This window comes from Levilactobacillus yonginensis (assembly GCF_003946265.1).
Taxonomy (GTDB): Bacteria; Bacillota; Bacilli; order Lactobacillales; family Lactobacillaceae; genus Levilactobacillus; species Levilactobacillus yonginensis.
The window spans coordinates 1-23,257 of record NZ_RHNO01000017.1 but is presented as its reverse complement, the minus strand read 5'-3'; the positions used below and the strand labels follow the sequence as shown (position 1 = coordinate 23,257).

Sequence of the window (23,257 nt, the reverse complement as noted above, 5' to 3'; positions counted from 1 at the left end):
GGAGTGATTCGGGTGGCATTGACTTATCAGGCCTGTTTACAGGCAACTCAGGTAATCTTAGCAAGTGGTAGTGTGCCAACCATTGTGGGCGAGGCCGGTATTGGTAAGTCTGCGTTAGTGGCCGACCTAGCGGCCCAACGTCAGGCAAAGCTTTTCACGACGGTTGTTAGTTTGGTGGAAAAGGGGGACCTGGTGATTCCAGTACCCCCATTGACCGCCGATTCCTTCGTGCAAACGGCTCAGTACGGCTCACTAGCTGACGTGCGGTTTGGATATTCACACACGTTGGTGGCCATGATCCGCTACGCTGAAGCCCACCCGCAGCAGGAAATCATCTGGTTTTTAGATGAATTCAACCGGGGGTCGCAGGCCGTTCAGAGTGAGCTGATGAACTTGGTTTTGCAACGGCAGATCAATACGCTGAAATTGCCCGAACAAGTGCACCTGATTCTAGCTGAAAATCCGGATGCCACGATGGCTGGTTTTACGCAAAGCCACTACGGGGTCACCCCTGGCGATGCGGCCATTGCCGACCGGACGACACGTCTGGTCCTTCAGGCTGATACGGTTTCTTGGCTGCAGTGGGCGAAGACGGTGGTTGCTGGTCAGCCACGCATTACCCCGCTGGTCACCCAGTATCTAACCGAAAATCCGGCGGACCTACACGTAGTGGGCGTGGATAACGCCAGCGACGATGATCTACAACCCACCCCCCGAGCCTGGGAACGGGTGTCACGGGCGGTGCAGGAACTTGACGCACAGCATCTCTTTAGTCAGTCAGCAGTCGTGGCGGCCATCATGCAGGGAAATTTGGGCATGACGGTCGGCACGGCTTTTGCTGGGTTCTTGACGCAACACCGACCGGGTCTCACAGTCGAGCAGGCGATGAGCCTGCCAGATGCGGTGACGACGATGGAGACTCTTTCAGCGGCGCAGCAGCAACAGATTTTGCAAAACTGTCTGCAGGCCGGTGAGTGGCCATTGACTAGTAACGAAAATGGTCAGCGATTTGCGGACCTGTTAGCCGTTTGCCCGGCCGATGGACAGTTTGCAATTGCACAGACCATGGCAGATCAAGCGGACTTATTGGAAAATTTGGCAGCGGTTCAGACCGCTCGTCCTGGAGTGGCTCAGCTGTATCACTTGCTAACACAGATTGGGTTGCGCGGTAGTCAAATCGAGGTGTAGACCATGACCAGTTTGACGCAAGACTTAGAACATGTACGGCGGGCGACCGGTGAAGATGCGGTTGCCGTCACGCGAGTGCTTTACCGCGATTCAGTGATGTATCTCTTGCAACACGACCCCTTCTACGGGCGGGTCCTCAGTCGACTTAGCTTGCGATTGGGTGAGGGCGCTACGCCCATGGCTTTAACGGCGACAACTACGGAGTGGCAAGTGGCTGTCAGTGCTACAGCGCTTGCTCGGACTGACTGGACGGGGGCTCAGTGGTTGACAATGCTCCGGCACACCGTGTTGCATTTGTTGTGGCAACACCCAACCCGCTATGCCCAAGCCGTTCAGACGCCCGCTCAGGCCGGGCTGGTTCGGTGGGCCACGGATGCGGCGGTCAATGACTATTTGACGGATCTGCCTGCTCAAGCGGTGACTAGTCGTCGTTTGGCGGCAGTTATGGGTCAATCCGTTGCACCTCAGCAGGATTCGGCCGTGTACTTACGGCAGTTGCGGACGTGGCAAGCGGACCAGCGGGTCACTGACCAGCAGTTAGCCGCTGGTGGCCCGGGCCAGTTGCCAGAGTTACCGGTTCAGGATGGCCACACGGGTTGGTCAGCGGCGGCTGATCAAGACGCTGCCACCCGGGAGCAGTGGCGTTCAGACCTCTTCCGGAGTGCCGACGCAGCCCTGTCTGCGAAGCAACGGGGAACGTTGCCTGGCAGTATTCGAGCGGCACTGACACCCATTGTGGCAACCCAGCCATTGGATTGGCGGCGTTTATTGAAGCGGGGGCTGGGTCAGGTTCCAGCTGGCCGGCAACCGGCGTACGGTCGGTTCAATCGGCGCCAACCGATGCGGATGGAGCTTCCGGGAGAAATCGTCCAGACGTGGCGTAAGGTCGCTGTTTTTGTGGACGAGTCCGGTTCCATGGGCAATCGGGAAGTAAGCTACCTGTTGGGTCAATTGACGTCACTGTTGGCCGTTTATCCGGCCCAGGTGACCGTTTATCCGTTTGATACGGTCGTTGACCTCACCCATAGTTTCACGCTGGAGAGACGTCCACAGCGGTTAATCCGGACGGGTGGGGGCGGCACCCGGTTTCAGGCAGTTTTGGATGCATTGCCCCGAATTATGGCGGGGAATGTGGGTCAGCTGGTGATTATTTTGACGGACGGTTACGGGGAGCAAAAATTGCGACCAACGTTGCCAGCCACACTGGTGTGGCTATTGACCAGCCCAGTTAGCCAGTTTTCGGTTCAACAAGCGCCGGGGACCGTGGTCAGTTTAGCGGCTGATCCACAGTGGCAACGGTTGAGGAGGTAGAAATGAGGCAGACTTTAACGCCATTTGAATTACGAGCGGTCATTAAGCAAACGGCGGCTTATCGCAACGCGCGGGCCATCTTGGCTGGTGAGTGGGCGGCGCGAGCTGAGGAGAATCCACTCTTTCAAGCGCCAATTACCGTGGCTGACCTGACCTTTGCCCGGGACTTGCAGGCGGTTGATCTAGCTGCAGGCGGATTAGATTTTAACGATTACGGGTCCGTTCAGAAATGGATCGCAGCAAATCGACAGTCCTTGACGGCTGATGATGTGGCTTGGTTACACCAGGATTTTGATTAATTTCAAGGTGTAAAGAAAAAACCCTTTACATCATATCTATAAACTGGTATATTATTATTCGTTGAAAGAAATACAGGAGGTGTCTACATGTCAGTTAAGATTCGTTTAAAGCGGATGGGTTCAAAGAAGCGCCCATTCTACCGGATTGTGGTTGCCGATTCACGGAGCCCTCGTGACGGTCGTTTCATCGAACAAGTTGGAACGTACAATCCAGTTACCCAACCAGCTTCAATCACGTTGAAGGAAGAATCTATCATGAACTGGTTGAACAACGGTGCTCAACCTTCAGATACGGTTAAGACTTTACTTTCTAACGCGGGTATCATGAAGCAATACCACGAAGCTAAGTACACTAAGAAGTAGTGATTAGCGATGACCGATTTTAAGGCATTAATTCTAGCAATTGTTAGCCCACTCGTTGAACATCCGGAAGACTTGGTGATAACGCCAGTCGAGACGGAACGGTTCTACGAATATCGGTTAGCCGTGAACCCTGATGACGTCGGACGGGTAATCGGTAAACAAGGCCGCGTGGCGCAGGCGATTCGTACGATCGTCTACAGCGTCCGTGTGCAAGGTAATAAACGGGTGCGACTCATCATTGATGACCGCCCGACAAAGACTCTCGAGTGAGGCGGCAACGTTTCCTCGAGTTTTTTTGTACCATCAAGTTGGCGTTCTCCGGCGGCCAGGGGCGGTGCCTACTGTGGGGACGCTTCAGCCAAAGAACGGGCTTCTCGCTCGCTTTTTAGCCACGCAGCCCACGTGTCTGAAAAGACGCCCACGGCCTAGGCTAGCAAAAACGCTAGCCAACGCCGTTTTCACAGTTGGCACCATCCCTGGCCGCCTTCGGCTCAGATTGATGGTAATTGTTGATGAGGGTTGCAGCTGACTACATCCTGAGTCATCTCGGATCTTGATTGTAGTTTAGCGTGAATATGTGCACGACTCGTCATGGGCTAACTGACAACAGTCTTTGTGGGCAATCTTAGTTGTCAGCGCGACATTGTATAAGCCAAGAGGTCGCCAGATATGGACTCAGGTGCGTCGTTCTACTTGGTTGGCGTTTTCTTGCCGGCCTAGTAGAAGGTCAAGCTTGGAGACTCGGTTTTTTCGAGGCTTCAAGTTGTGTCCGCGCCGTTTCAGTCTATATCTGGCGGCCGGTAAGGCGAGGGATCCGACTGAGTTGCCTAATTAGTATTTGCAACGTTTCAAGCTTTAGATCACAACAAAAAATAACGTATTTCAAAATAATTAAACGTGGTGGGACGAGTTAAGTCCGTACCATTTGTAGATAAATAAACGACTAAGGAGGCCAATCATATGGCTTATTATACGGTGGGAACCATCGTGAACACCCACGGCATCAAGGGTGAGGTCCGGGTTATTGCGACCACGGACTTCCCTGAGAGCCGGTTCGCTGTTGGCTCAACTCTGTACGCCTTTCAAAAGGGTCAGAGTAAACCAGTTACGTTGACGGTTGCCACAATGCGCAAGCATAAGAACTTCTATCTGTTAGGATTTGAAGGCAAGCCGTCGATCAATGACGTGGAAATTTACAAACAAAGTACGTTGAAAGTGACTGACAACGAGTTAGAAACTGCTGACTTACAACCCGGCGAATACTACTATCACCAAATCGTGGGGCTTAAGGTCGTCACTGAAGATGGCGAAGAGTTGGGCGAAATCAAGGAGATCCTATCACCAGGAGCGAATGACGTTTGGGTCGTTGAGCGTCCTGGGAAGGATGACTTGTTGCTGCCTAAGATCGACGACGTTGTAAAAAAGGTCGACCTTGACGCTGGTCAAGTGATCGTTGAATTAATGGAGGGACTCGAGTAATGCGGATCGATGTGTTAAGCCTATTTCCAGATATGTTTTCTGGTCCTATGCACGATTCCATCGTGGGAAAAGCTATTGAAAATGGTCATTTGACCATGCCCGTTACCAACTTCCGGGATTACTCGACGAACAAGCACGGTAACGTGGACGATTACCCATTCGGTGGGGGCGCGGGCATGCTACTTCAACCGCAACCCATCTTTGACGCCTTAAAGGCGACCGAGGAACAGGCAGCGGCTGAGGGTCTGCCTAAAGGCCGGGTCATTCTGTTGGATCCAGCCGGCGTGACGTTTAATCAACACGTGGCCGAAGAGTTTGCCCACGAGGAACATTTAACCTTCCTGTGTGGCCACTACGAGGGCTATGACGAACGGATTCGGACCCTGGTGACGGATGAGGTGTCCTTAGGAGACTTCGTGTTGACCGGAGGCGAACTGGCTTCCATGGTCATGATTGACGCCACAGTACGGTTACTGCCCGGCGTGCTAGGCAATTCTGAATCAGCACCTGGTGATTCTTTCTCTTCGGGCCTGCTGGAATACCCGCAATACACGCGGCCAGCGGACTTCCGGGGCATGAAGGTTCCCGATGTGTTGATCAGTGGAAATCACGGTAAGATCGACGAATGGCGCGATAAGGAAGCCCTACGGCGGACGTATCAACGTCGGCCCGATTTGATCGACCACCGGCGACTCACGACGCAGCAGAAGCATTTGCTGGCGGACGTTCGGATCGAAGAGGAAGAACGGCAGGCTGCTGAGAAGGAGTCAAGAAAATAACCTTTACAGGCATTTTCGGATATGGTACACTTACTTTTGGCTGTTTAGCCACAGAAACAACATTCCGCTGTCGAAACTGAGAATGAATGTTGGCGAAAGGATAGAATATATTATGCGCCAAAACAATTTAATTGCTAAGATCAACCAAGAACAATTACGGGACGATGTTCCAGACTTCCGTGCCGGAGACACTGTTCGGGTTCACGCCCGGATCGTCGAAGGTACCCGCGAACGTATCCAATTGTTCGAAGGTGTCGTAATCAAGCGTAAGGGTGCTGGCATCCAAGCAGCTTACACTGTACGTAAGATCAGTAACGGTGTCGGTGTGGAACGGATCTTCCCATTACACTCCCCACGTGTTGCTAAAATTGACGTTATTCGTCAAGGTCGTGTACGTCGTGCTAAGCTCTACTACCTCCGTGAACTTAACGGTAAGGCAGCGCGGATTCCAGAACGCCGTCGCAACTAGTAACATTCAGAAACACCAGTCGTTTACGCGACTGGTGTTTTTTTTTGTAAAAAATAAGCAATTGTTGCAATTTTTGAAGGCTAAATGTCAAACTATGTCGTGACGATTGCGTATAATAAGCAAGTAAGCCTAGCTACACAGCAATACATAGCGTTACGAAGGAGACGACGATTCATGAGTTGGAACAGATTGAAGCTTGGTGGGGGATTAGCACTACTACTCGGGCTGGTGCTCGCAGTGGCACCGGTGGCCCCGGCTAAAGCGGCTAAGACTTTGCCGGGTGCGTATACCCATACGACGCCGGTCAAGGCGCGGGGAACTTGGTACACGCACATCAAGCATGCGGACTACCTCAAGACGGTGGTCAAGAAGCATACCGTGACCTGGTCGTTCAAGGCCAAGCGGTCGGCGAGTTGGAAACGGTGGCGGCGGCTGAGTGGTAGGCATCTGTATGTCTATCGTTTCAACCTGACGGAGGGTCCCACAACGTTACATATGTTTGGGTTCTATGCGGCCAAGGAAAAAGGCAATGCGTTTCATTTTATGGTGACTCGTAAAGTGAAAGGCAAGACGATTCCCGTCATGGTGGATGCTAACGGAAGTGAGAACTACCATGCCTGGAAGAATGTTAAATAGCACAGATATGTAAAGAATGGAGAGAAGTTAGATGATGAAAAAGATTAGTCACTTAATGGTCGGTGTCGCAGCGTTATTTGTGGGTCTGGGATTGGCATTAGCCGTGACGTCAACTGCTAGTGCTGAGAAGACCAACATTCCGGGACCGTACTCGCGGTCGACGCCAGTTAAGGCGCGAGGGACTTGGTATGGGAAGCTGCCGTATATCCATTACAGAAAGCTGATTGTTAAGAAGCATTCGGTCACCTGGTACGAGAAGGATAAGCGCGCCGGGGCCTGGAAGAAGACACGGCATCTGAAAAATGGCCACTTGTTTGTGCGGCACGATAAGCTGAAGTTCTACAAGAAGACGCGGAACATGTTTGGATTCTACGCGGCCAATCAGGATGACGCCGACTTTAACTACTTATCGACGAAACGAGTTAAAGGTAAGAAGGTTCGCGTGATGATTAGTGGGAATGGTGGTACTTACTACCATTCTTGGAAGAACGTGAAGTAAGACCTGGTTAACGCCGGCTTTTGCATTGCTGATTTTGGCAGAAGTCGATAGTAATTAAAAATTGGTCATAGAAATTGTTTTTTTAATTTCTATGGCCAATTTTTAATTATAGAAAACTTACGGACTTCGACCTCGAACTGGTGTCAGCTACTATTGACTAGAGAAAATGAAAAGGTTAAAGTTGGTGGAGCGAGGAGCCTAGCCACTATGGGCTTATTTTTGTGATTAACGTGCCTTCTCAACAAGGTCCAAGTTACAAACTTCTAAAAGCTGTTCTTGCATCAAGACGAAGGTCTCTTTCATTAGGAATATTTAAAATAATTGAATTTTTAACTTTTTTATTTTCATATTAACGACGGGGAAAGTGGTGAGAAATCATTGAATAAGCGTAGAAAAAAGATTTTTAAACGACTTGTTATCATTCTAATTGTCGTCGTGGTGTTGGTGCCGGTTCTCTTTGTACCGTATACGCCAACGAATGCGGTTCGATTGTCTATTTTAGAAAATGGGCACCCGATTGCGGCCATTTTGTCCGGACCAAGTAAGCTTCCTAACTCGGAACATAAGTACTACAGTGGGCGTAAAAAGCAGCTATATTATCAAATTAATGTTCCCTTTTCTACAGAAAGTGCGAACGTTGATGTGTTAGTGGTGAATAAGATTTCTAAGCCTTCCTTTTATGATAAATATATTGCGGCGCCTTCATATGCATTGGGGCCATAGATTGGAAGTAAAGCCTAAAATCTTATGTGATTGGTTAGTCAGTCTTGCCGTAAATAAGTCGACTTTTTCGGGTTACACTGAAGTGAACGCTTGCCTTTACGGGTGAGTGCTTTTTTCGGGGAAATCAGACTTAGAGATGATTCATTAGCAAATTGTCCCGGTTGAATCATCCCGCAATATAGTAAGGACTCCCATGTAGTGATAAGCTTACATTAATAGGAGGATGGGGATATGAGAAATTTAAAATGGATTCAAGGAATAATTGTCGTCGGTGTTAGTGCAGGAATGCTAGGAGCCATGAGTGTTTCGGCATCCGCCAATAGTCAATATTCGGCGGCTAGATCTAACTCGGTCCGTCTGGTTTGGCGCAAGAGTATGAAACAACATGCTTACACCGCAACACAGGGTGCGCGGTATTCTAAGCATTTGGGGGTTCGTTACAGTAATAATGATGTCACGCCAACCGTGACGTGGTACACGGACGCTCACGAGAAACTTTATAAAAAGTACCAAGGCCATTCAACTATCTACTATCACATTAAAAGTGCGGACGGCACCTTACAGGGTTGGATCTGGCGAGGGTATTTAAAAAAGTTAAATGCGACAAAGAACGTAACCACTAACGCAACAATTCCTGCGACAGGCAAGACCGCCGACTATGATGCACTCGCTAAGACAGCGATTCTCAACATGGGCGGTGGCGCAAAGCCAGACCCCCAAACGATGCAGATGGCTAAGTCGATTTTGAACAAAATCCTTACCAGTCATGTTCATTTCTTAACGCAAGCAGAGGCGTACCCAGATAATTCTGCGGCGGTAAATGACAATGATGTGGTCCTTGGGGATGTGACCGCTGACAATCTTAATACGGCCAGCGAAAAGTACATGTTTAATCTGCTGAAGAGTTACGGAATTGACGGAGCAGGTTATGGAGCTAAAAAGGCCGATTCAAGCTTCCTTATGTTAAACAAGATGAACGCGAATGACACTTTACATACTTATTTTGATCCATCATCTGATTTTTATGGTCAACAGGGACTAACGCGCAAGAACTTTTTTGTTCAAGCAAAAATTGGCGTGGCAATGGCGAAGGGGACCGATGGACGAACGGCCATGTTTGCGATGTTCCGCTATCCCGCTAAGTATGCGAAATTAGTTGCGGATTAAGTGAACAAGTATTGTCAGTGACGGCTTTGTCTAAACGATTTTGGCAACAGTTGTTAGCAACCTGACAAAAAATGGACTAAGAAATTCTGAAAACAATTTCTTAGTCCATTTTTTTATTGATTGTCTTTAATAGAATTCCTCAAGCAGATGGTAGTTATTGTAGTCCCATAAACAGGAAAATAAAAGCCAGTTGCAGGACCAAAATCGAATAGGTTTCGGCCTCACGATAGAGGCGATTCAACGTCATCCCACAAATCGTCAGTAAGGCAGATATGGTAAAGATACCGGCTGCCAGTCTGGAGATTATTGGCATAATCCGGTCTGGAACTGGAATCACTAAGCAGACGCCCACGGCTAATAAAATGTAAAAATCAATGAATCCAATGCGCATTAACTCTTTTAAGCTTGGGTGTAGTATTCGAGTCATTTTCCCAACTTCTTCCCTGGAATTGCTGAATGGTCGAGCGAACCTTCCCCGTTGTTTGACCATTAGAATTCGATGATAAAATTTAATAACGTTTAAAGTATACGCTTGATGTAGTTGGCTATCAAGATGTGGTCTCACATAAATAGAAAGTGCGTCGGATTAATCTTTCTGCAATTAGGCTACCACTGAAACGATATTGCAGCTAATTTATTTTTCACCTATAATTAAATCATTACAACTAGCTTATTGGAAATGTATACAGCTCGGCGAATATTTAGCCCTTGACCAAATGAGCAAAGGGCTCGTACACCGACACCATTGTAAGGAGTAAATAAATGAGACGATTAAAGTTAGGGTTACTAGTTTTCTTATTAGCTAGTTTGTTATGGCCGGCAATTGGGGTTCAGGCTAAGGAGAAGACTGCTCAGCCAGCCACCATTCAAAAAATGATTAAACGGGATATGCGGGCCGCTCACGGACGCTGGTCGGTTAAGGTCACGCGGTTAGGCAAGCATCCCTTGGCAGTGACCACGGGTAATCAGCGGGTTCGTGGCCAACGTTCAGCCAGTACCATTAAGGTGTTCGTCATGCTCACAGTTTTTAAGCGCGTGCAGCAGCATAAGTTGACGCTGACGGCGGCCACCAAGACTGACCTAAAGCGGATGATTCACAATTCAGATAATGCGGCGACCAACCGATTGATTCACAAGTTGGGTGGGTTCAAGCGGGTCAATCAAACGATGAAAAAGTATGGCTTTACGCATTCCCATCTGCGACGCTACATGATGGATACGCGGGCCTTAGCCAAGGGGCATGATAACTACACGTCGGTGGCCGATTTGACCCAATTTCTCAGTAAGACCTATCGGCATCAATTACTAGGTAAGACGTACGACGACCGGATGTTGACGCTGTTACGGCACTGTCGCAATCATTCCAAGCTTCCTAAGCTAGTCAAACACGCAACGGTCTTCAACAAGACTGGTGAATATCCGGCTAAGGGTGTTCAGAATGATGCCAGTCTTTTTCGGACCAAGCACGGCGTCTATACCATTGTGGTGATGGCTCAGCAGGGAAATCAGGCGCAACAGTACCGGGGGATGAACCGGCTGGGACGCGATGTGGTAGCCTACTTGAACGGACACCGGGGATGAGTTTGGTTCGTAAACAATGTTGGCGTGGGGGCGTGAGTACATAAGTTTAAGATCGTAAGTGTTGAATACTTATTGGTCAGATGGTAAAACGATATAGAGTCTTCGGACAGTTGACAGTTCTGCCAGACTATCAGTTTCTTTTGGCAATAATCAGTGTAAGGCGGAGGCGGCCAGGGGCGGGGCCAGCAGTGAAGACGGCGTTAGCTAGCGATTTAGGCTAGCTTAGGCCGTGGGCGTCTTTGAAGATACGGTTTTTTCGTGGCTTCAAAGCGAGCGAGAAGCCCGGTTTGTGGCTGAAGCGTCCCCACAGCAGGCTCCGTCCCTGGCCGCCGGAGTGCGCCAATATAAAAAAATCCAAATAACCCTTGACGAACCCCAATTTTTCCTGTATAGTTGTTTATTAGAGTTTAAGAGATGCTAATAAAGGATTCAGAGAGATTGTTTAGCAAGCCGGAGTTTCTTAGCTTTCAGAACCGCTCGCCCATTCGTAGGAATGGGGAGCGGTTCTTTTTTTGTTTGTTAAGCGATTAACGACAACATTACATGGTACTCGCAATCGGTGAAAATGGCGGGTAGTCTAGCCCTTAATCGAGGGGGAGGACGACTCATGAAACATCGGTTGATTCGATTAAGTATTGAAGGACTAGCTAGTTTCTTGATCATCACGGTCTTATTGTCGATGAGTATCTCTGGGGCTTACGCTTACGTACACACTGAACACATGAACACGTATACCTTGAATATTTTTGGTTTGGGGTTTTATCGGATTTTTCATTCGGCAGGCAAAATCAGTGGGGCGACACTCACTCGGGGAATGAGTATCATCTGGCTGGTGGGGTCGGTAACGCTCTGGAGTCTCAGCGAATGGCGCCACCACTGGATTTCACGGTGACCCAATCTTGACGCCCAACATTCGGTTAGTGACTGACGTAATTACCACTGAATGTTTGGGGTTCTTGGTGATTTAGCCTATCATGGGCCTCGAATCGAGTAGGGGGCGAGTTCATGAAATCCACGACACAGCGGTTGTCTGCTCTGGGGATGTTGATGACCCTGGGCATTGTGTACGGGGACATTGGGACGTCACCATTGTACGTGATGAACGCCATTATCGGTGCGGCTGGTCACCAAGAAATGACGGCCAGCACCCCGGTGATGTTGGGGAGTATTTCGTTGATTTTCTGGACGTTGATGCTGATTACGACGATTAAATATATCTTATTGGCTATGCGGGCCGATAACCGGCATGAGGGGGGCATCTTTGCCCTTTACGCCTTGGTTCGCAACCACATGCGTTGGCTGATCATTCCCGCACTGATCGGTGGTGCGGCACTGTTAGCGGATGGGACGCTCACCCCGGCCGTGACGGTAACGTCGGCAATCGAAGGCCTAAAGGGGCAAACACTGGGGCCGTTCCATTTTAGTGCCACGCAGGGCTGGGTCTTGGCGGTGGTGACGGGCATCTTGCTGGGACTCTTCTTAATTCAGCGCTTTGGGACGGAATTGATTGGGTGGTCGTTTGGCCCCCTGATGTTCATCTGGTTCGGGTTTCTCGGTGCCGTAGGGCTAGTCAATCTACTGACGGTGCCGACACTGTTGCGGGCATTGTCGCCGCTGTATGCGGTCCAGTTTCTATTTAGTCCGATTAACCGCCAGGGAATCTTTATCCTGGGGAGCGTCTTTCTGGCGACCACTGGGGCCGAGGCGCTGTACTCAGACATGGGTCAGGTGGGCAAACATAACATCTACGGCACCTGGCCGTTCGTGTACCTAACGTTGATGTTGAGTTATCTGGGTCAAGGGGCCTGGGTGATTCGTCATCCGGCGCAACTCATGGCGACCCGGTCGGTCAATCCGTTCTACGCGATGGTTCCCGCTCGCTGGCGGTTGTTTGCCATCGTGATTGCTACGTTGGCGGCCATCATTGCGTCGCAGGCGTTGATTACCGGCTCCTTCACACTCGTTCATGAAGCCATGGGTCTCAAATTGTTGCCGCGACTCCGAATCAAGTTTCCGGGTCACGTGAAGAGCCAACTCTACATTGGCACCGTGAACTGGCTGCTGTGTGCGATTACCCTGACGATTGTCTGGTACTTCCGCACGTCTAGCCATATGGAAGCGGCCTACGGGTTGGCCATCACGGTAACCATGTTGATGACGACGGTGCTCTTACACGCCTTTCTCCGCAAACGACATCACAAAGGGCTGGCGCGGGTGTTTATCATCTGCTTTGGCCTTTTGGAAAGTCTGTTTCTCTTGGCCAGCCTGGTTAAGTTCGTTCACGGAGGGTACGTCACGCTGATTATTACGCTGCTGATTCTGACCGTCATGGTGTTCTGGTATTACGGCAATCGTCGCAGGGACGCGCACCTGGAGGAAAAGGAGGACGTGTCCTTGTTAGACTTCCTGCCACAGCTGCAGGCGTTGAGTCAGGATGAAAGTGTGCCCCCATTTGCCACGAATCTGGTCTATCTGAGCAATGTGGCGGACGACTACGCTATCAAGCGGGCGGTTATTTATTCCATTCTTGATCAGCAGCCTAAACGTGCGCGGGTCTATTGGTTTGTGACGGTGAATGAGGCGGATACGCCCTATGAGTGTTCGTATACCGTGGAATCGCTGGGGACCCGCAATGTGATGAACGTGCAACTCTACCTGGGCTTCAAGAAGCCGCAACGGCTCAACGTCTATCTGCGCCAAATCGTCAATGACCTGTTGGCGGAGGGGGTGCTGGACGACCAGGCGCCGCGATACTCTAGTATGCCGGAGCGACGGGTTGGCAACTTTAAATTCGTTATCTTAAATCAGGAGTTCCAGGACTTGGGGGTACAAGGTAATCTGCCATCGTTAGATCGATTGCTGATTGGTGGTCGGCTGTTGTTGCAGCGAATCACGCTGTCACCTAAGCGTTGGTACGGACTGGAATTTAGCGACGTGGTCGAAGAGAAAGTTCCCTTGTTTATTGGGCAAACGCCAGACCGAACTCTGCGGCGACGTGGGTAAAGACAGATGTTAGCTGCGCTCCGCCTGTTGTGGGGACGCGGGGACGCTTCAGCCGGAGAACGGGCTTCTCGCTCGATTTGAAGCCATGATGAACCCGTGTCTTCAAAGTCGCCCGTGGTGTAAAATGGCAAAAAACACCAGTTAACGCCACCTTCACAGCTGGCTACATCCCTGACCGCCTCCAGCTCTGACTATGTTTTGGCGTAGTCGGGGCTGAGGGGTTGCATGTATCCATTTATGACGGACTATCTGATTACAAATTGGTGAGCAATAAACCTCTATGTAAGCCGAGAGGTCGCCAGATACGGGCTCAGGCGCGTCGTTCTGCTTAGTCAATAGGTGGTTTTCCTGCTGGCTTAGCGGAAGACCAAGCTTGGAGACTCGGCGTTTTCGAGGCTTCAAGTTGTGTCCGCACCGTTCCAGCCCATATCTGGCGGCCGGTAAGGCGACGGCTCACACTAGGTTGCTAAATTTGCATAGTTAAGTTGAAAATTTCTTCAAAAAAAGGGGGCCACGACAACAGTCGTGACCCCCTAAAATGTTTAATTATGAATTAATCTTCGTCTGTAGCGGTTTTGCTGTTAGCTGAACGCTTTTGGGCGTTGTAGTAGAAGATCCAAGCCACAGCTCCGAAGAAGATTGGCCCGATGATGGTCCAGAAGGCCGTCATGTAATCGTGATCCATGATGGGTTCCAGGCAGGTGAAGCCAATCCCACCAACCAAGATGATCAGGACGACCGTCACAATGAGGTTCGTCCAGAATTTGTTTTTGAAGACTTCAAATGGCCGTTCCAAGTCGGTCCGACGCTTGAAGAATGGGAAGGCCCCAATCAAGAATAGATATGGGAAGGACGTTGAAACGTTCCCCATGTCGGTCAGAATCAGGTAGAACTTGTTGGCGGCGTTCCCACCAAAGGCAACGAAGAAAATGAAGATGGCAACCACGATGGCTTGCAGCCACATGGAGAAGGCGGGCATCCCTACGGCGTTTAACTTGGTCATCCGCTTTGGCCAGAGCTCTGGTGAAGATCCCATGATGAAGGACTTCAGTGGTGAGTAGACCAGCACGAAGAAGGAACCCAAGTAACCCATGAACATGCTTAACCCGGTCAATCGTGCTAAACTGTGGCCAATGATAACGGCCGTCCCGTTAGACAGGTGCATGGCGTGACCAAGCACGAGCCCTAAGTTGTTCATCAAGACGTAGGTGATGTTCCCCAGGTTGACTTGGTTCTTACCCAAGACGTCGCCCCAGTTAGCACTGATTCCCCAGAGGAAGATGGACAGTGAGTACATAATCGTAATGGCGATGGTGGAGATGATCAACCCCTTAGGGAAGGTCTTTTCAGGTTTCTCCATGGAGTCGGTGATGCCCCCCATAGACTCCATCCCGGCGTAGGCGAAGACGGCGTAAGTGACAAACGACATCAGGGCCATGGGTGAAGAGAATTGTGGATTAGGTGAGGCGATGAAACTGTGAACCCCATTGATGGGTTCAGCTAAGTGACCGCCATTTAAAATCAAAATGACAAAACTGGCAATGATAAAGATTCCGGTCAAAAACATGACGAACAGCCCACCTAAAGCGGAGATGCGGGCCACGGAGCTAACCCCCTGGGTGGCGAAGAAGGTCACCGCCAGGATCCAGACGATACCGAGCAAACCAATCGTTTGCGTCGAGGTCAGTCCTAAGAAGGACCAAGTCTGTGTCTGGTCACTCCCGGAAATCAACGTGGAAAGGGGGATCCAAACCTTCGTCGACGTGGAAAGCATCCAGATGATCCAGGATGATAACCAGATGAAGGTCCCAATGAAGGCCCACTTTTCACCGATCGAACCGGTCAACCAGGAATAGATTCCACCCCGAGCTTCTTTGAAGGCGGACCCATATTCGGCCAGCATCAAAGCACTCGGTAGGAAGAACAGTAAGGCAGCGAGGACGTACCAGATGATACTGGCATAGCCCATTTGGTCGTAGGCCACGGTCGTGTTGGCAAAACCGTAGATGGCCGAGAAAATCATTAAGATCAGACTAGATAGTCCAATCTTCTTTTTATTAGTCATGTGTATAATATCTCCCATTTATATGTGGTGAAGGGGGTAACCCTTACCCGTGTTTATAAGTTCAAATCCTGATGATAATTGAGTGGACCAAGGTCCGTCGCTTGAGTGATCAACGTTGCAGCTAAGTCACGATAGCGCTGAATTCCCAATGCAGCGTTCGTGGCTCCCTGTTGCGTCAAGTAGTCGTTCAACTCGGAACCGTGCAGGCGTTGGCCGACCTGGTCCGTCTGTTGGACAGACTGTTTAAAGGCGATGCGGAGGTCTTTTTGAACGGCGCTAACCGTTGGCCAAGCCTCATGGTAGTGTGCGTCGGTCAGGACACTGATCAACTTGTAGACCCAGTAAGCGGAATCCGCGTCATAGATCTCCTTACCCAAGTGGTAGGCTGCCGGGGTACTGGTAATACCGGCGTAGAATGGAACGTAAACGCTTTGCGCAGCGACCCCCATTGCCAGCCACTGAATACCGGCTAACGCTGGGTCCATGTTGGGCCGCAGCTGCAGGACGTGAGATTCCTGGGTCTTTGCTAGGCTGATTGGGCGGAAGCGGTGTTTTTCAGCGACGGAACCGTTACCCACGGGATCAAACGGGGTTTCTTCGTAATGACTACTCAAGTAGGCCTGAGCGTCATCGACGGCTAGCAGCCGGTCAGCGTATTGAATAAAGGGTAGGTCAAACGACTGGGGTTCAGCGTTGACACTAGGCGTCAGTGTTTTCTGACCGTACCAGACCCGTGGCGTGTTGTAGTAGAGGTCCGATTGATCCTGGGTCCCAAAGATGTCACGCCAAATGAATCCGTGACTGTGTGGATTCAAGTGGTTAGTAGCCACGAATTCCTGCAGGTGGCGAGCAAACATGAAGTTGTCGGCGTCATTGAAGTCAATGGCTTGAATGGCCATCTGATTGGCAACAACGGCGTACCCGTTAGCGGGGATGCGTTGGGCGACCCAGTAGTGGCCCGCACCGGTTTCAAGGTACCAGGCTTCGGTCTGATCGGCAAACAGGATACCGTTGGATTCACAGGTTCCATAATGTTCGATCAATTGGCCCAGCCGGGCGACCCCTTCTCGAGCGGTATGGATATAAGGAAGAACTACGGTAACCATAGCCTCTTCTCCGATACCATCCTTGACCAGGGGGTCGGCCCCCAGTACCCGTTCATTAGAATAGGTACTTTCGGTTGCACTCATGGCCACCCCGTATTCATTGAAGCCATCTTCTTCGAACAGACCGAACTTGGCTGTCCATTCGGGGGTCGCCGTATACTTGGCGGCATGGTCAGGCAACGGCATAGTAAAGCCATTGTCCGTGCTAGTAAAGGTCTGCGGCGTTGTGGCCGTTTGAGCTGGGTGAACGACAAAGTGTTTAGGCCAGGCAGCCTTTGCATCTTCATTGCGGCCAATGATGACCGAGCCGTCCATGGTCGCTTGAGGACCAATTAAGATACTCGTACAAGCGGAATAATTCATGGGAGCGCTCCTTTCAATGTCTGAATAAAATCACGCTCTCTATTCTAGCATTTTTAGCGGGAATTGCGGCCGTTTTACAAGGATTATTTTATAAAATTGCTTGATTTTGCGATAAAAATAAATATTTATACACCGAATACGCGGGCAAACATGGGACATTTGGGAAAATCTCTCAGTAACTGTCTGAGAAAAGTGTTCGGTTTCGCTAGTAAAGCCGGGGGTGTTGTGGTTAAATGAGTAGGATAAAGCAAGAGAAGAAAGGGGCATACGAAAAGCATGAAGTTTAATCTTCGTAAACGAGAAATTGGAAAGAACGTCCTAATTGTGGTGTTCGCATCCATCATTAACGTGGTTGCCTTGAACGACTTCCTGATTCCCGGAAAAATATTCAGTGCCGGGATCAATGGTATTGCTCAAATTGTGGCGATGTTATTGGATACGGTGGGTGTTCACCTCAGTACTGGTTGGTTTATCTTACTCTTCAACATTCCCATTGGGTTGTTGGGGTGGTTCAAGGTTGGCCGGAGCTTCACGTTTTATTCCATCCTGGTTGCCCTGCTGACGTCTATCTTGGCGATTGTCATGCCAGTGGTCAATATCTCGGATAACCCGCTACTAGGAGCCTTATTTGGGGGAATCTTGACCGGTGTTGGAGTGGCTTACCCACTGAAAAATGGTTTCTCAACTGGTGGGATGGATATCGTGGCGGTCGTACTGGAGAAGACGACTGGTCGGACGATAGGGACGCTGATGATGGCCATAAACTTTGCCATCGTCTTAGTTGCTGGTGCCTTATTCGGTTGGCAAAGTGCCCTATACACCATTATTTCCATCTACGCGATGTCACGGGTGGTTGATAGCATTCACACGCGTCACCAAAAGCTGACCGCCTTTATCGTGACGACCAAGCAAGATGAAGTGATTACGCAACTGAACTCAACACTGATTCGGGGAATTACGGTGATTCCTTCATTTGGCGCGTACACACGGACGAACGGTGCGGTGCTAATGACAGTTATTTCGCGGTATGAACTTTATACATTGGAGCGATCGGTGAAGGAAGTTGATGAACACGCTTTCGTCAACCTGGTCAACACCGTCGATATTGAAGGAAACTTCTACAACGAAAAGGAACAATTGAAATTACGGCAAACCTCACAGGAAAGTAAGTAGTGGTGATTGCCTCTCTGTATAAGTAACGTTATAATGATGTATATACTGAATATAGAAGGGGACGAGTTTCATGCCAATCGTTAACATCGATTTAATTGCCGGTCGCTCACAGGACCAATTGAAGGCCCTCGTTCAGGACGTTACTACCGCAGTTACCAAGAATACGGGTGCGCCAGCTGAACACGTTCACGTCATCTTACGGGAGATGCAACCCAACCGTTACGGGGTTGCTGGCGTTCTTAAGAGCGACGAAAAGTAAAAAATATTTGTGAAAACTTATAAACCGCCACCAACCCTGTTACGTCGGAGTTGATGGCGGTTTCATTTTTAAAAAAGTTTGGCGTTAGCGTGACTTTTCGGTATACTGGTAACAAGTGTGAAATCACGGCAGAAATCGGCCGTTGCTAACAACGAATGAATGGAGAGTCGAACGATGAATGATCAACAATACATGATGGCAATTGACGAAGGGACGACGAGTACCCGGGCTATTTTATTCGACCGGCACGGCCAGATTGCTGGACAGGCACAGCGGGAGTTTCATCAATACTTCCCCCAACCAGGTTGGGTCGAACATGACGCCAACGAAATCTGGAATGCGGTGCAATCTGTTATTTCTGATGCGCTGATCGACTCCGACGTGCAACCATACAAGGTGCGCGGTATCGGAATCACCAACCAACGGGAAACGGCAATCATTTGGGACAAGAAGACTGGCGAGCCCATCTACCACGCGGTAGTTTGGCAATCAAAGCAAACCAGTGAAATCGCCGACCGTCTGAAGGACGAAGGCTACCAAGAAAAGATCCATCAGAAGACGGGATTGGTGATCGACTCGTACTTCTCCGCGACTAAAATTCGCTGGATCTTAGACCACGTCCCCGGCTCACAGGAACGTGCTGAACGCGGTGAACTGCTATTTGGGACCATTGATACCTGGATTCTTTGGAAGCTCACGGGCGGGCGGGTACACGCCACCGACTACACGAATGCCAGTCGGACCATGTTGTACAACATTCACGACTTGAAGTGGGATGACGACATCTTAAGCTGGTTGGATATTCCAGCTGCGATGTTGCCAGACGTTCGGTCATCTTCTGAAATTTACGGTTATACCGCTGGGTACACGTTCTCCGGTGTGCAAGTGCCAATTGCCGGAATCGCTGGGGACCAACAGGCGGCCTTATTCGGGCAAACGGCTTTTGATAAAGGGATGATCAAGAACACCTACGGAACCGGGGCGTTCATCGTGATGAACACTGGGACCGAACCAACGCTGTCTCACAACGGGTTACTGACCACGATTGCTTATGGCTTGAATGGTGAGGTCACTTACGCATTGGAAGGGTCCATCTTCGTTGCGGGTTCTGCTATTCAGTGGCTGCGTGATGGGATGCGGTTCTTTGAACACGCCAGCGAATCGGAAAAGATGGCCGTGGATGCCAAGACGACTGGAAATGTGTACGTTGTACCTGCCTTTACTGGGTTGGGTGCTCCATACTGGAACCAGGAAACACGGGGGGCCGTCTTTGGCCTGACTCGTGGGACCACCCGGGAACAGTTTGTCCGGGCCACGGTTGAAGCGATTGCGTACCAGACGCGAGACGTGGTGGACACCATGAGCGCCGAAACGGGGCTGGACCTCCAGTCGCTGAGCGTCGATGGTGGGGCCGCTAACAACGACTTCTTGATGCAGTTCCAGGCGGACATTCTGAATACGCCGATCAAACGGGCAGCCATCAACGAAACGACCGCTTTAGGGGCCGCTTACCTGGCTGGTTTGGCCGTTGGTTTCTGGCCAGACATGGACACCATCCGGAAGATGCACGAGTCACGTGATGAATTCGTTCCTAAGATGGACGAAGATAAGCGGGCTCATTGCTACCGTGGGTGGCAAGCCGCTATCAAGGCTACGCAAGCTTTTGAACAAGACTAAATTTTAATTTTAACCAGTTGACGCTATTTGCATCGGCTGGTTTTTTATTTACGACGTAACGACGATAGTTGACCCAGTATGTGACTACGGTTGGCCAGGGCAGCGCTTCACTGTGGGGACCGAGGCAAGCCTGAGGAGCGGTCTTTCCTCTCAACTTTGGGTCTCGATAGCCCACGAGTCCCAAAGCTCGTCCCACGCTGTAGATTGACCCAAAATGTCAATCAACACTGTCGACACTGCGAGGCGCCACCCTGGCCGTCGGAGTGCAGGGTGTGAATCAATTCAGTGGGTGAAACGAAAGTAGGTGACAAATTATGGTTGGATTTCGTTAGTAAGAGTATGGGAGCAAAAAAACCACACTGACCCAACAATTGTCGGATCGGTGTGGTGCTCAGTAGTGGCTTATTCGGCCAATTTTAAATAATTTTCCAAGTAGTTGGCCAGACCATCGTGGTCGTTATCTAACGTTGTCACGTCCTGGGCCAGGTTCTTGATGGGCGTTGTGGCATTTTGCATGGCCACGCCCCAACCGGCGTAGTCGATCATGGCCGAGTCGTTGTGTTCGTCGCCAAAGGCAATGATGTTCTTCCGTTCCACGTGGAAGTGGTGCGCCAGCACTTCTACCCCAGTGGATTTTTGCACACCCTTGGCGCCTAATTCTACCACGGAGTTCGGACCACCCCAAGGAGCGGCGTCAATTTCGTCGCCGAAGTTCAGGTTTAAGTAGCTGAGTAAGTGTTCCTGATGACTACGGTCAACCGCGATGGTCAAGCTGGTTGGGTTCTCCAACAATGTCTTCTGGTTGAGAATCTGGTTACTCTGCAGAACAGAGGGGAAGAAGCCGACTTCCACCGGTTGGTCCCGCACAGCCAAGAAGAGGTTCTTACCTTCGGCAGCAATCATGTTGATGCCGAATTCCTGACGATGGGCCAACAGGTCTAGGGCAATTTCCTTATTGAACGTGTACTGATACTCATCACGCCAATGGTGGTGGGGGACGTGCCCCAGGCTACCGTTAAAGTTGATCATGGGACTGTCCAGTTGTAACTCGTCGTAAATGTCGGCAGAGATTCGGTTTGGACGACCAGTCACAATGCTGACATAGTGTCCGGCTTCACGCGCCTTGGTCAGAACAGCTTTGGTTTTCGGACTGATTTGAGATGCCGCGTTGAGGGTGGTACCATCCAAGTCAATGGCAATTAGTTTGCGTTCCATAGAGAACACCTCACAATATATTTTATATTTAAGTCGTACATTTTGAAAATGAACTAGCCCTTTTAACTTACCATAGTTTGCCCAAAGTTGCGACTATTTCACTCGCCGGTAGAGTAGTGTTCTGGTCTGAAAACGGGTATAATAAGTGAGTTGAAAAAATGGCTGAAAGACATATATTGCTATATACAAATAGTTAGTTGCAACTAACAAAATGGAGGAATAATGGTGAATCTACCTGAAGACTTTATCACAAAATACCGGGGACTCTTGGGCGACCAAGCGGATGACTTTTTTGCTAGTTTTGACGCGGAGAGTCTATCTGGTTATCGGGTCAATCCGGCGCATCATCACTTGCCTGAACGGCTTACGGCGACGCCAACGGTGCCATATGAAGCTCTGGGCCATTATGGAACTGTTAGTGGGCGGAGCCTGATGCATCAAAGCGGGGCCGTTTACAGTCAGGAACCAAGTGCCATGTTCGTCGGGGCAACGGCGGCGCCAACCCCTGGTGAACGGGTATTGGACCTCTGTGCAGCTCCTGGTGGCAAGACCACCCATTTAGCTAGCTATTTGCACGGGACCGGGTTACTGGTCACCAATGAAATCAATCGCAAGCGGGTTAAGGTGCTGGCAGAAAACGTGGAACGATTCGGGGTACAATCAGCTGTCATTTTAAATGAATCGCCCGAACGGCTGAGTCCCGTTTTTCCAGATTACTTTGATAAGGTCCTGGTGGACGCTCCTTGTTCTGGGGAAGGTATGTTTCGGAAGGACCCGGATGCCATGTCGTATTGGTCACTGGATTACGTGCAGGAGTGTGCTGATCGGCAGCAACAGATCATGACTGAGGCTCTGAAGATGGTCAAGCCAGGTGGGCAATTGATTTACTCGACCTGTACCTTTGCCCCAGAAGAGGACGAACAAATGATGGCGTGGGTCCTTGAAAAATTCCCTGAATTTCATTTGGTTCAAATTGAAAAGACCGGTGGCGTGATCGATGCCAAGCCTGAATGGGCGGATGGCAATCCAGAATTGACTAAGGCAGCCCGCCTATTCCCACATTTGATGAACGGGGAAGGTCACTTTGTGGCTAAGCTTGAACGTGATGAAGTTGCGGCAACTACGCCACGTGGCACTGCTAAGTTGGGGACGCCATTGACCGGTGACCAAAAGAAACTGTGGCAAGCATTTGCCCAGGATGTTTTAGGCCAGTCACTGACCGGCAACCTAGTGACGGTAAAGGATCAGCTGTTCTTGACGCCAACGGACCTGCCTGATTTAAAACGGTGCCACGTCTTTCGGCCGGGTCTTCACCTGGGAACGTTTAAGAAAAACCGGTTCGAACCAGCGTACGCCCTAGCCTTGGCCAGTGACACGGCTCAGGTCAAACAAACGCTGGCCATCACGGATGAGCAGTGGCGGTCCTGGGTCCATGGTGAGACCTTCACGTTGACTGAAGCTCCTAGCAAGGGCTGGTATCTCCTGACATCGCAAGATCAACCCGTTGGTTTTGGGAAGGTGGTCGGCCAGACGGTGAAGAATTTCTTCCCCAAGGGCCTCCGGTTTACCGTGTACGATACTGATTTGAATTAGTTAAATGATTGTGGCAGTTCAGTAGGTGATTTCTCCTACTGACTTAGCAGAACGACGTGCCCGAGCCCAGATCTAGCGACCTCTTGATTTTGTACAGTGTGCTGCTATCAGTCAATTATAATAGTGATACGAGTAAAACTGCTGACGGTGATTGTACTGAAGCTGCAATTAGAGTCGGAGCAGGCTACTTCCCTGGCCGCCAGAGTACGACTATTTTGAAACTTAATTGATCAATAAAAACCACCCGTTAAACGGGTGGTTTTCTCGAGGGCTATAAGCCCTGGGTACCGGCCAGCGTCTCAAGGCGCT

General features: G+C 50.2%; 23 protein-coding genes. 19 read left to right on the top strand and 4 right to left on the bottom strand.

What is annotated here, in order from left to right; all coding sequences use genetic code 11:
- The first annotated feature begins 12 nt into the window (after positions 1-12).
- From EKM87_RS09145 to EKM87_RS12465, 12 genes are all read left to right on the top strand, one after another.
- Entirely contained in the window at positions 13-1,188 is a 1,176-nt protein-coding gene (locus EKM87_RS09145) for an ATP-binding protein (RefSeq protein WP_125684016.1), read from the top strand.
- Positions 1,189-1,191: 3 nt separating this feature from the next.
- Entirely contained in the window at positions 1,192-2,499 is a 1,308-nt protein-coding gene (locus tag EKM87_RS09140) for a vWA domain-containing protein (RefSeq protein WP_125684014.1), read from the top strand.
- 2 nt (positions 2,500-2,501) lie between these two features.
- Positions 2,502-2,798 (top strand): hypothetical protein, encoded by a 297-nt coding sequence (locus tag EKM87_RS09135; protein WP_125684012.1) that lies wholly within the window; start codon positions 2,502-2,504, stop codon positions 2,796-2,798.
- A gap of 87 nt (positions 2,799-2,885) precedes the next feature.
- On the top strand, positions 2,886-3,161 hold the full coding sequence (gene rpsP / locus EKM87_RS09130; protein WP_020088982.1) for a 30S ribosomal protein S16: 276 nt from the start codon (positions 2,886-2,888) through the stop codon (positions 3,159-3,161).
- A gap of 9 nt (positions 3,162-3,170) precedes the next feature.
- Positions 3,171-3,431: a KH domain-containing protein gene (locus EKM87_RS09125; protein WP_125684010.1), complete on the top strand. Its 261-nt coding sequence runs from the start codon at positions 3,171-3,173 to the stop codon at positions 3,429-3,431.
- A gap of 690 nt (positions 3,432-4,121) precedes the next feature.
- Positions 4,122-4,640, top strand: a complete 519-nt coding sequence (gene rimM / locus EKM87_RS09120; protein WP_125684009.1) for a ribosome maturation factor RimM — start codon at positions 4,122-4,124, stop codon at positions 4,638-4,640.
- Positions 4,640-5,419: a tRNA (guanosine(37)-N1)-methyltransferase TrmD gene (gene trmD / locus EKM87_RS09115; protein ID WP_125684007.1), complete on the top strand. Its 780-nt coding sequence runs from the start codon at positions 4,640-4,642 to the stop codon at positions 5,417-5,419. The genes rimM and trmD overlap by 1 nt, the downstream gene beginning before the upstream one ends.
- 112 nt (positions 5,420-5,531) lie before the next feature.
- Complete coding sequence (gene rplS, locus EKM87_RS09110; protein WP_125684004.1) at positions 5,532-5,888, top strand: 50S ribosomal protein L19; 357 nt, start codon at positions 5,532-5,534, stop codon at positions 5,886-5,888.
- A gap of 174 nt (positions 5,889-6,062) precedes the next feature.
- On the top strand, positions 6,063-6,524 hold the full coding sequence (locus tag EKM87_RS09105; RefSeq protein ID WP_125684002.1) for a hypothetical protein: 462 nt from the start codon (positions 6,063-6,065) through the stop codon (positions 6,522-6,524).
- A gap of 31 nt (positions 6,525-6,555) precedes the next feature.
- Positions 6,556-7,023: a hypothetical protein gene (locus EKM87_RS09100; RefSeq protein ID WP_125684000.1), complete on the top strand. Its 468-nt coding sequence runs from the start codon at positions 6,556-6,558 to the stop codon at positions 7,021-7,023.
- A gap of 378 nt (positions 7,024-7,401) precedes the next feature.
- On the top strand, positions 7,402-7,746 hold the full coding sequence (locus EKM87_RS09095; protein ID WP_125683998.1) for a hypothetical protein: 345 nt from the start codon (positions 7,402-7,404) through the stop codon (positions 7,744-7,746).
- A 231-nt stretch (positions 7,747-7,977) separates the two neighbouring features.
- Positions 7,978-8,913, top strand: coding sequence for a hypothetical protein (locus tag EKM87_RS12465; RefSeq protein WP_191988573.1), 936 nt, complete (start codon positions 7,978-7,980; stop codon positions 8,911-8,913).
- Positions 8,914-9,067: 154 nt separating this feature from the next.
- On the opposite strand, the gene EKM87_RS09085 is transcribed toward EKM87_RS12465, so the two are convergent.
- Positions 9,068-9,340 (bottom strand): hypothetical protein, encoded by a 273-nt coding sequence (locus EKM87_RS09085; protein WP_125683996.1) that lies wholly within the window; start codon positions 9,338-9,340, stop codon positions 9,068-9,070.
- Positions 9,341-9,675: 335 nt separating this feature from the next.
- Here EKM87_RS09085 and EKM87_RS09080 point away from each other — a divergent pair, with 335 nt between their 5' ends.
- The 3 genes from EKM87_RS09080 to EKM87_RS09070 all read left to right on the top strand — a co-directional run bounded on the left by EKM87_RS09080 (position 9,676) and on the right by EKM87_RS09070 (position 13,497).
- Positions 9,676-10,494 carry a serine hydrolase gene (locus EKM87_RS09080; RefSeq protein ID WP_125683994.1) on the top strand — a complete coding sequence of 273 codons (819 nt, stop codon included), beginning with the start codon at positions 9,676-9,678 and terminating at the stop codon, positions 10,492-10,494.
- A 607-nt stretch (positions 10,495-11,101) separates the two neighbouring features.
- Complete coding sequence (locus EKM87_RS09075; RefSeq protein ID WP_125683992.1) at positions 11,102-11,386, top strand: LlsX family protein; 285 nt, start codon at positions 11,102-11,104, stop codon at positions 11,384-11,386.
- Positions 11,387-11,499: 113 nt separating this feature from the next.
- A complete protein-coding gene (locus EKM87_RS09070; RefSeq protein ID WP_125683990.1) occupies positions 11,500-13,497 on the top strand; it encodes a KUP/HAK/KT family potassium transporter in 1,998 nt (665 codons plus the stop codon).
- 553 nt (positions 13,498-14,050) lie between these two features.
- On the opposite strand, the gene yjeM is transcribed toward EKM87_RS09070, so the two are convergent.
- Together yjeM and EKM87_RS09060 are read right to left on the bottom strand one after the other, a co-directional pair.
- Positions 14,051-15,562 (bottom strand): glutamate/gamma-aminobutyrate family transporter YjeM, encoded by a 1,512-nt coding sequence (gene yjeM, locus EKM87_RS09065; RefSeq protein WP_125683988.1) that lies wholly within the window; start codon positions 15,560-15,562, stop codon positions 14,051-14,053.
- A gap of 53 nt (positions 15,563-15,615) precedes the next feature.
- Positions 15,616-17,031, bottom strand: a complete 1,416-nt coding sequence (locus EKM87_RS09060) for a C69 family dipeptidase (RefSeq protein WP_125683986.1) — start codon at positions 17,029-17,031, stop codon at positions 15,616-15,618.
- Positions 17,032-17,307: 276 nt separating this feature from the next.
- Here EKM87_RS09060 and EKM87_RS09055 point away from each other — a divergent pair, with 276 nt between their 5' ends.
- The 3 genes from EKM87_RS09055 to glpK all read left to right on the top strand — a co-directional run bounded on the left by EKM87_RS09055 (position 17,308) and on the right by glpK (position 20,140).
- Positions 17,308-18,204 (top strand): YitT family protein, encoded by an 897-nt coding sequence (locus EKM87_RS09055; RefSeq protein ID WP_125683984.1) that lies wholly within the window; start codon positions 17,308-17,310, stop codon positions 18,202-18,204.
- Positions 18,205-18,274: 70 nt separating this feature from the next.
- Positions 18,275-18,463: a 2-hydroxymuconate tautomerase gene (locus EKM87_RS09050; protein WP_011667624.1), complete on the top strand. Its 189-nt coding sequence runs from the start codon at positions 18,275-18,277 to the stop codon at positions 18,461-18,463.
- A 174-nt stretch (positions 18,464-18,637) separates the two neighbouring features.
- Positions 18,638-20,140, top strand: coding sequence for a glycerol kinase GlpK (gene glpK, locus EKM87_RS09045; RefSeq protein ID WP_125683982.1), 1,503 nt, complete (start codon positions 18,638-18,640; stop codon positions 20,138-20,140).
- A gap of 402 nt (positions 20,141-20,542) precedes the next feature.
- Here glpK and EKM87_RS09040 read toward each other — a convergent pair whose 3' ends face one another.
- Complete coding sequence (locus EKM87_RS09040; protein ID WP_125683980.1) at positions 20,543-21,355, bottom strand: Cof-type HAD-IIB family hydrolase; 813 nt, start codon at positions 21,353-21,355, stop codon at positions 20,543-20,545.
- Between the two features lie 225 nt (positions 21,356-21,580).
- On the opposite strand from EKM87_RS09040, the gene EKM87_RS09035 reads away from it, so the two are divergent.
- Positions 21,581-22,948: an RsmF rRNA methyltransferase first C-terminal domain-containing protein gene (locus tag EKM87_RS09035; protein ID WP_125683978.1), complete on the top strand. Its 1,368-nt coding sequence runs from the start codon at positions 21,581-21,583 to the stop codon at positions 22,946-22,948.
- Positions 22,949-23,257 lie beyond the last annotated feature (309 nt).

Excerpts from the sequence above, each read along its gene's own strand:
- EKM87_RS09140 (WP_125684014.1), top strand. The coding sequence starts at position 1,192 with ATGACCAGTTTGACGCAAGACTTAGAACATGTACGGCGGGCGACCGGT.
- EKM87_RS09055 (WP_125683984.1), top strand. The coding sequence starts at position 17,308 with ATGAAGTTTAATCTTCGTAAACGAGAAATTGGAAAGAACGTCCTAATT.
- rplS (WP_125684004.1), top strand. The coding sequence starts at position 5,532 with ATGCGCCAAAACAATTTAATTGCTAAGATCAACCAAGAACAATTACGG.
- trmD (WP_125684007.1), top strand. The coding sequence starts at position 4,640 with ATGCGGATCGATGTGTTAAGCCTATTTCCAGATATGTTTTCTGGTCCT.
- glpK (WP_125683982.1), top strand. The coding sequence starts at position 18,638 with ATGAATGATCAACAATACATGATGGCAATTGACGAAGGGACGACGAGT.
- EKM87_RS09125 (WP_125684010.1), top strand. The coding sequence starts at position 3,171 with ATGACCGATTTTAAGGCATTAATTCTAGCAATTGTTAGCCCACTCGTT.
- rimM (WP_125684009.1), top strand. The coding sequence starts at position 4,122 with ATGGCTTATTATACGGTGGGAACCATCGTGAACACCCACGGCATCAAG.
- EKM87_RS09080 (WP_125683994.1), top strand. The coding sequence starts at position 9,676 with ATGAGACGATTAAAGTTAGGGTTACTAGTTTTCTTATTAGCTAGTTTG.
- rpsP (WP_020088982.1), top strand. The coding sequence starts at position 2,886 with ATGTCAGTTAAGATTCGTTTAAAGCGGATGGGTTCAAAGAAGCGCCCA.
- yjeM (WP_125683988.1), bottom strand. The coding sequence starts at position 15,562 with ATGACTAATAAAAAGAAGATTGGACTATCTAGTCTGATCTTAATGATT.
- EKM87_RS09075 (WP_125683992.1), top strand. The coding sequence starts at position 11,102 with ATGAAACATCGGTTGATTCGATTAAGTATTGAAGGACTAGCTAGTTTC.
- EKM87_RS09085 (WP_125683996.1), bottom strand. The coding sequence starts at position 9,340 with ATGACTCGAATACTACACCCAAGCTTAAAAGAGTTAATGCGCATTGGA.
- EKM87_RS09135 (WP_125684012.1), top strand. The coding sequence starts at position 2,502 with ATGAGGCAGACTTTAACGCCATTTGAATTACGAGCGGTCATTAAGCAA.
- EKM87_RS09105 (WP_125684002.1), top strand. The coding sequence starts at position 6,063 with ATGAGTTGGAACAGATTGAAGCTTGGTGGGGGATTAGCACTACTACTC.
- EKM87_RS09070 (WP_125683990.1), top strand. The coding sequence starts at position 11,500 with ATGAAATCCACGACACAGCGGTTGTCTGCTCTGGGGATGTTGATGACC.
- EKM87_RS09040 (WP_125683980.1), bottom strand. The coding sequence starts at position 21,355 with ATGGAACGCAAACTAATTGCCATTGACTTGGATGGTACCACCCTCAAC.
- EKM87_RS09060 (WP_125683986.1), bottom strand. The coding sequence starts at position 17,031 with ATGAATTATTCCGCTTGTACGAGTATCTTAATTGGTCCTCAAGCGACC.
- EKM87_RS09050 (WP_011667624.1), top strand. The coding sequence starts at position 18,275 with ATGCCAATCGTTAACATCGATTTAATTGCCGGTCGCTCACAGGACCAA.
- EKM87_RS12465 (WP_191988573.1), top strand. The coding sequence starts at position 7,978 with ATGAGAAATTTAAAATGGATTCAAGGAATAATTGTCGTCGGTGTTAGT.
- EKM87_RS09100 (WP_125684000.1), top strand. The coding sequence starts at position 6,556 with ATGATGAAAAAGATTAGTCACTTAATGGTCGGTGTCGCAGCGTTATTT.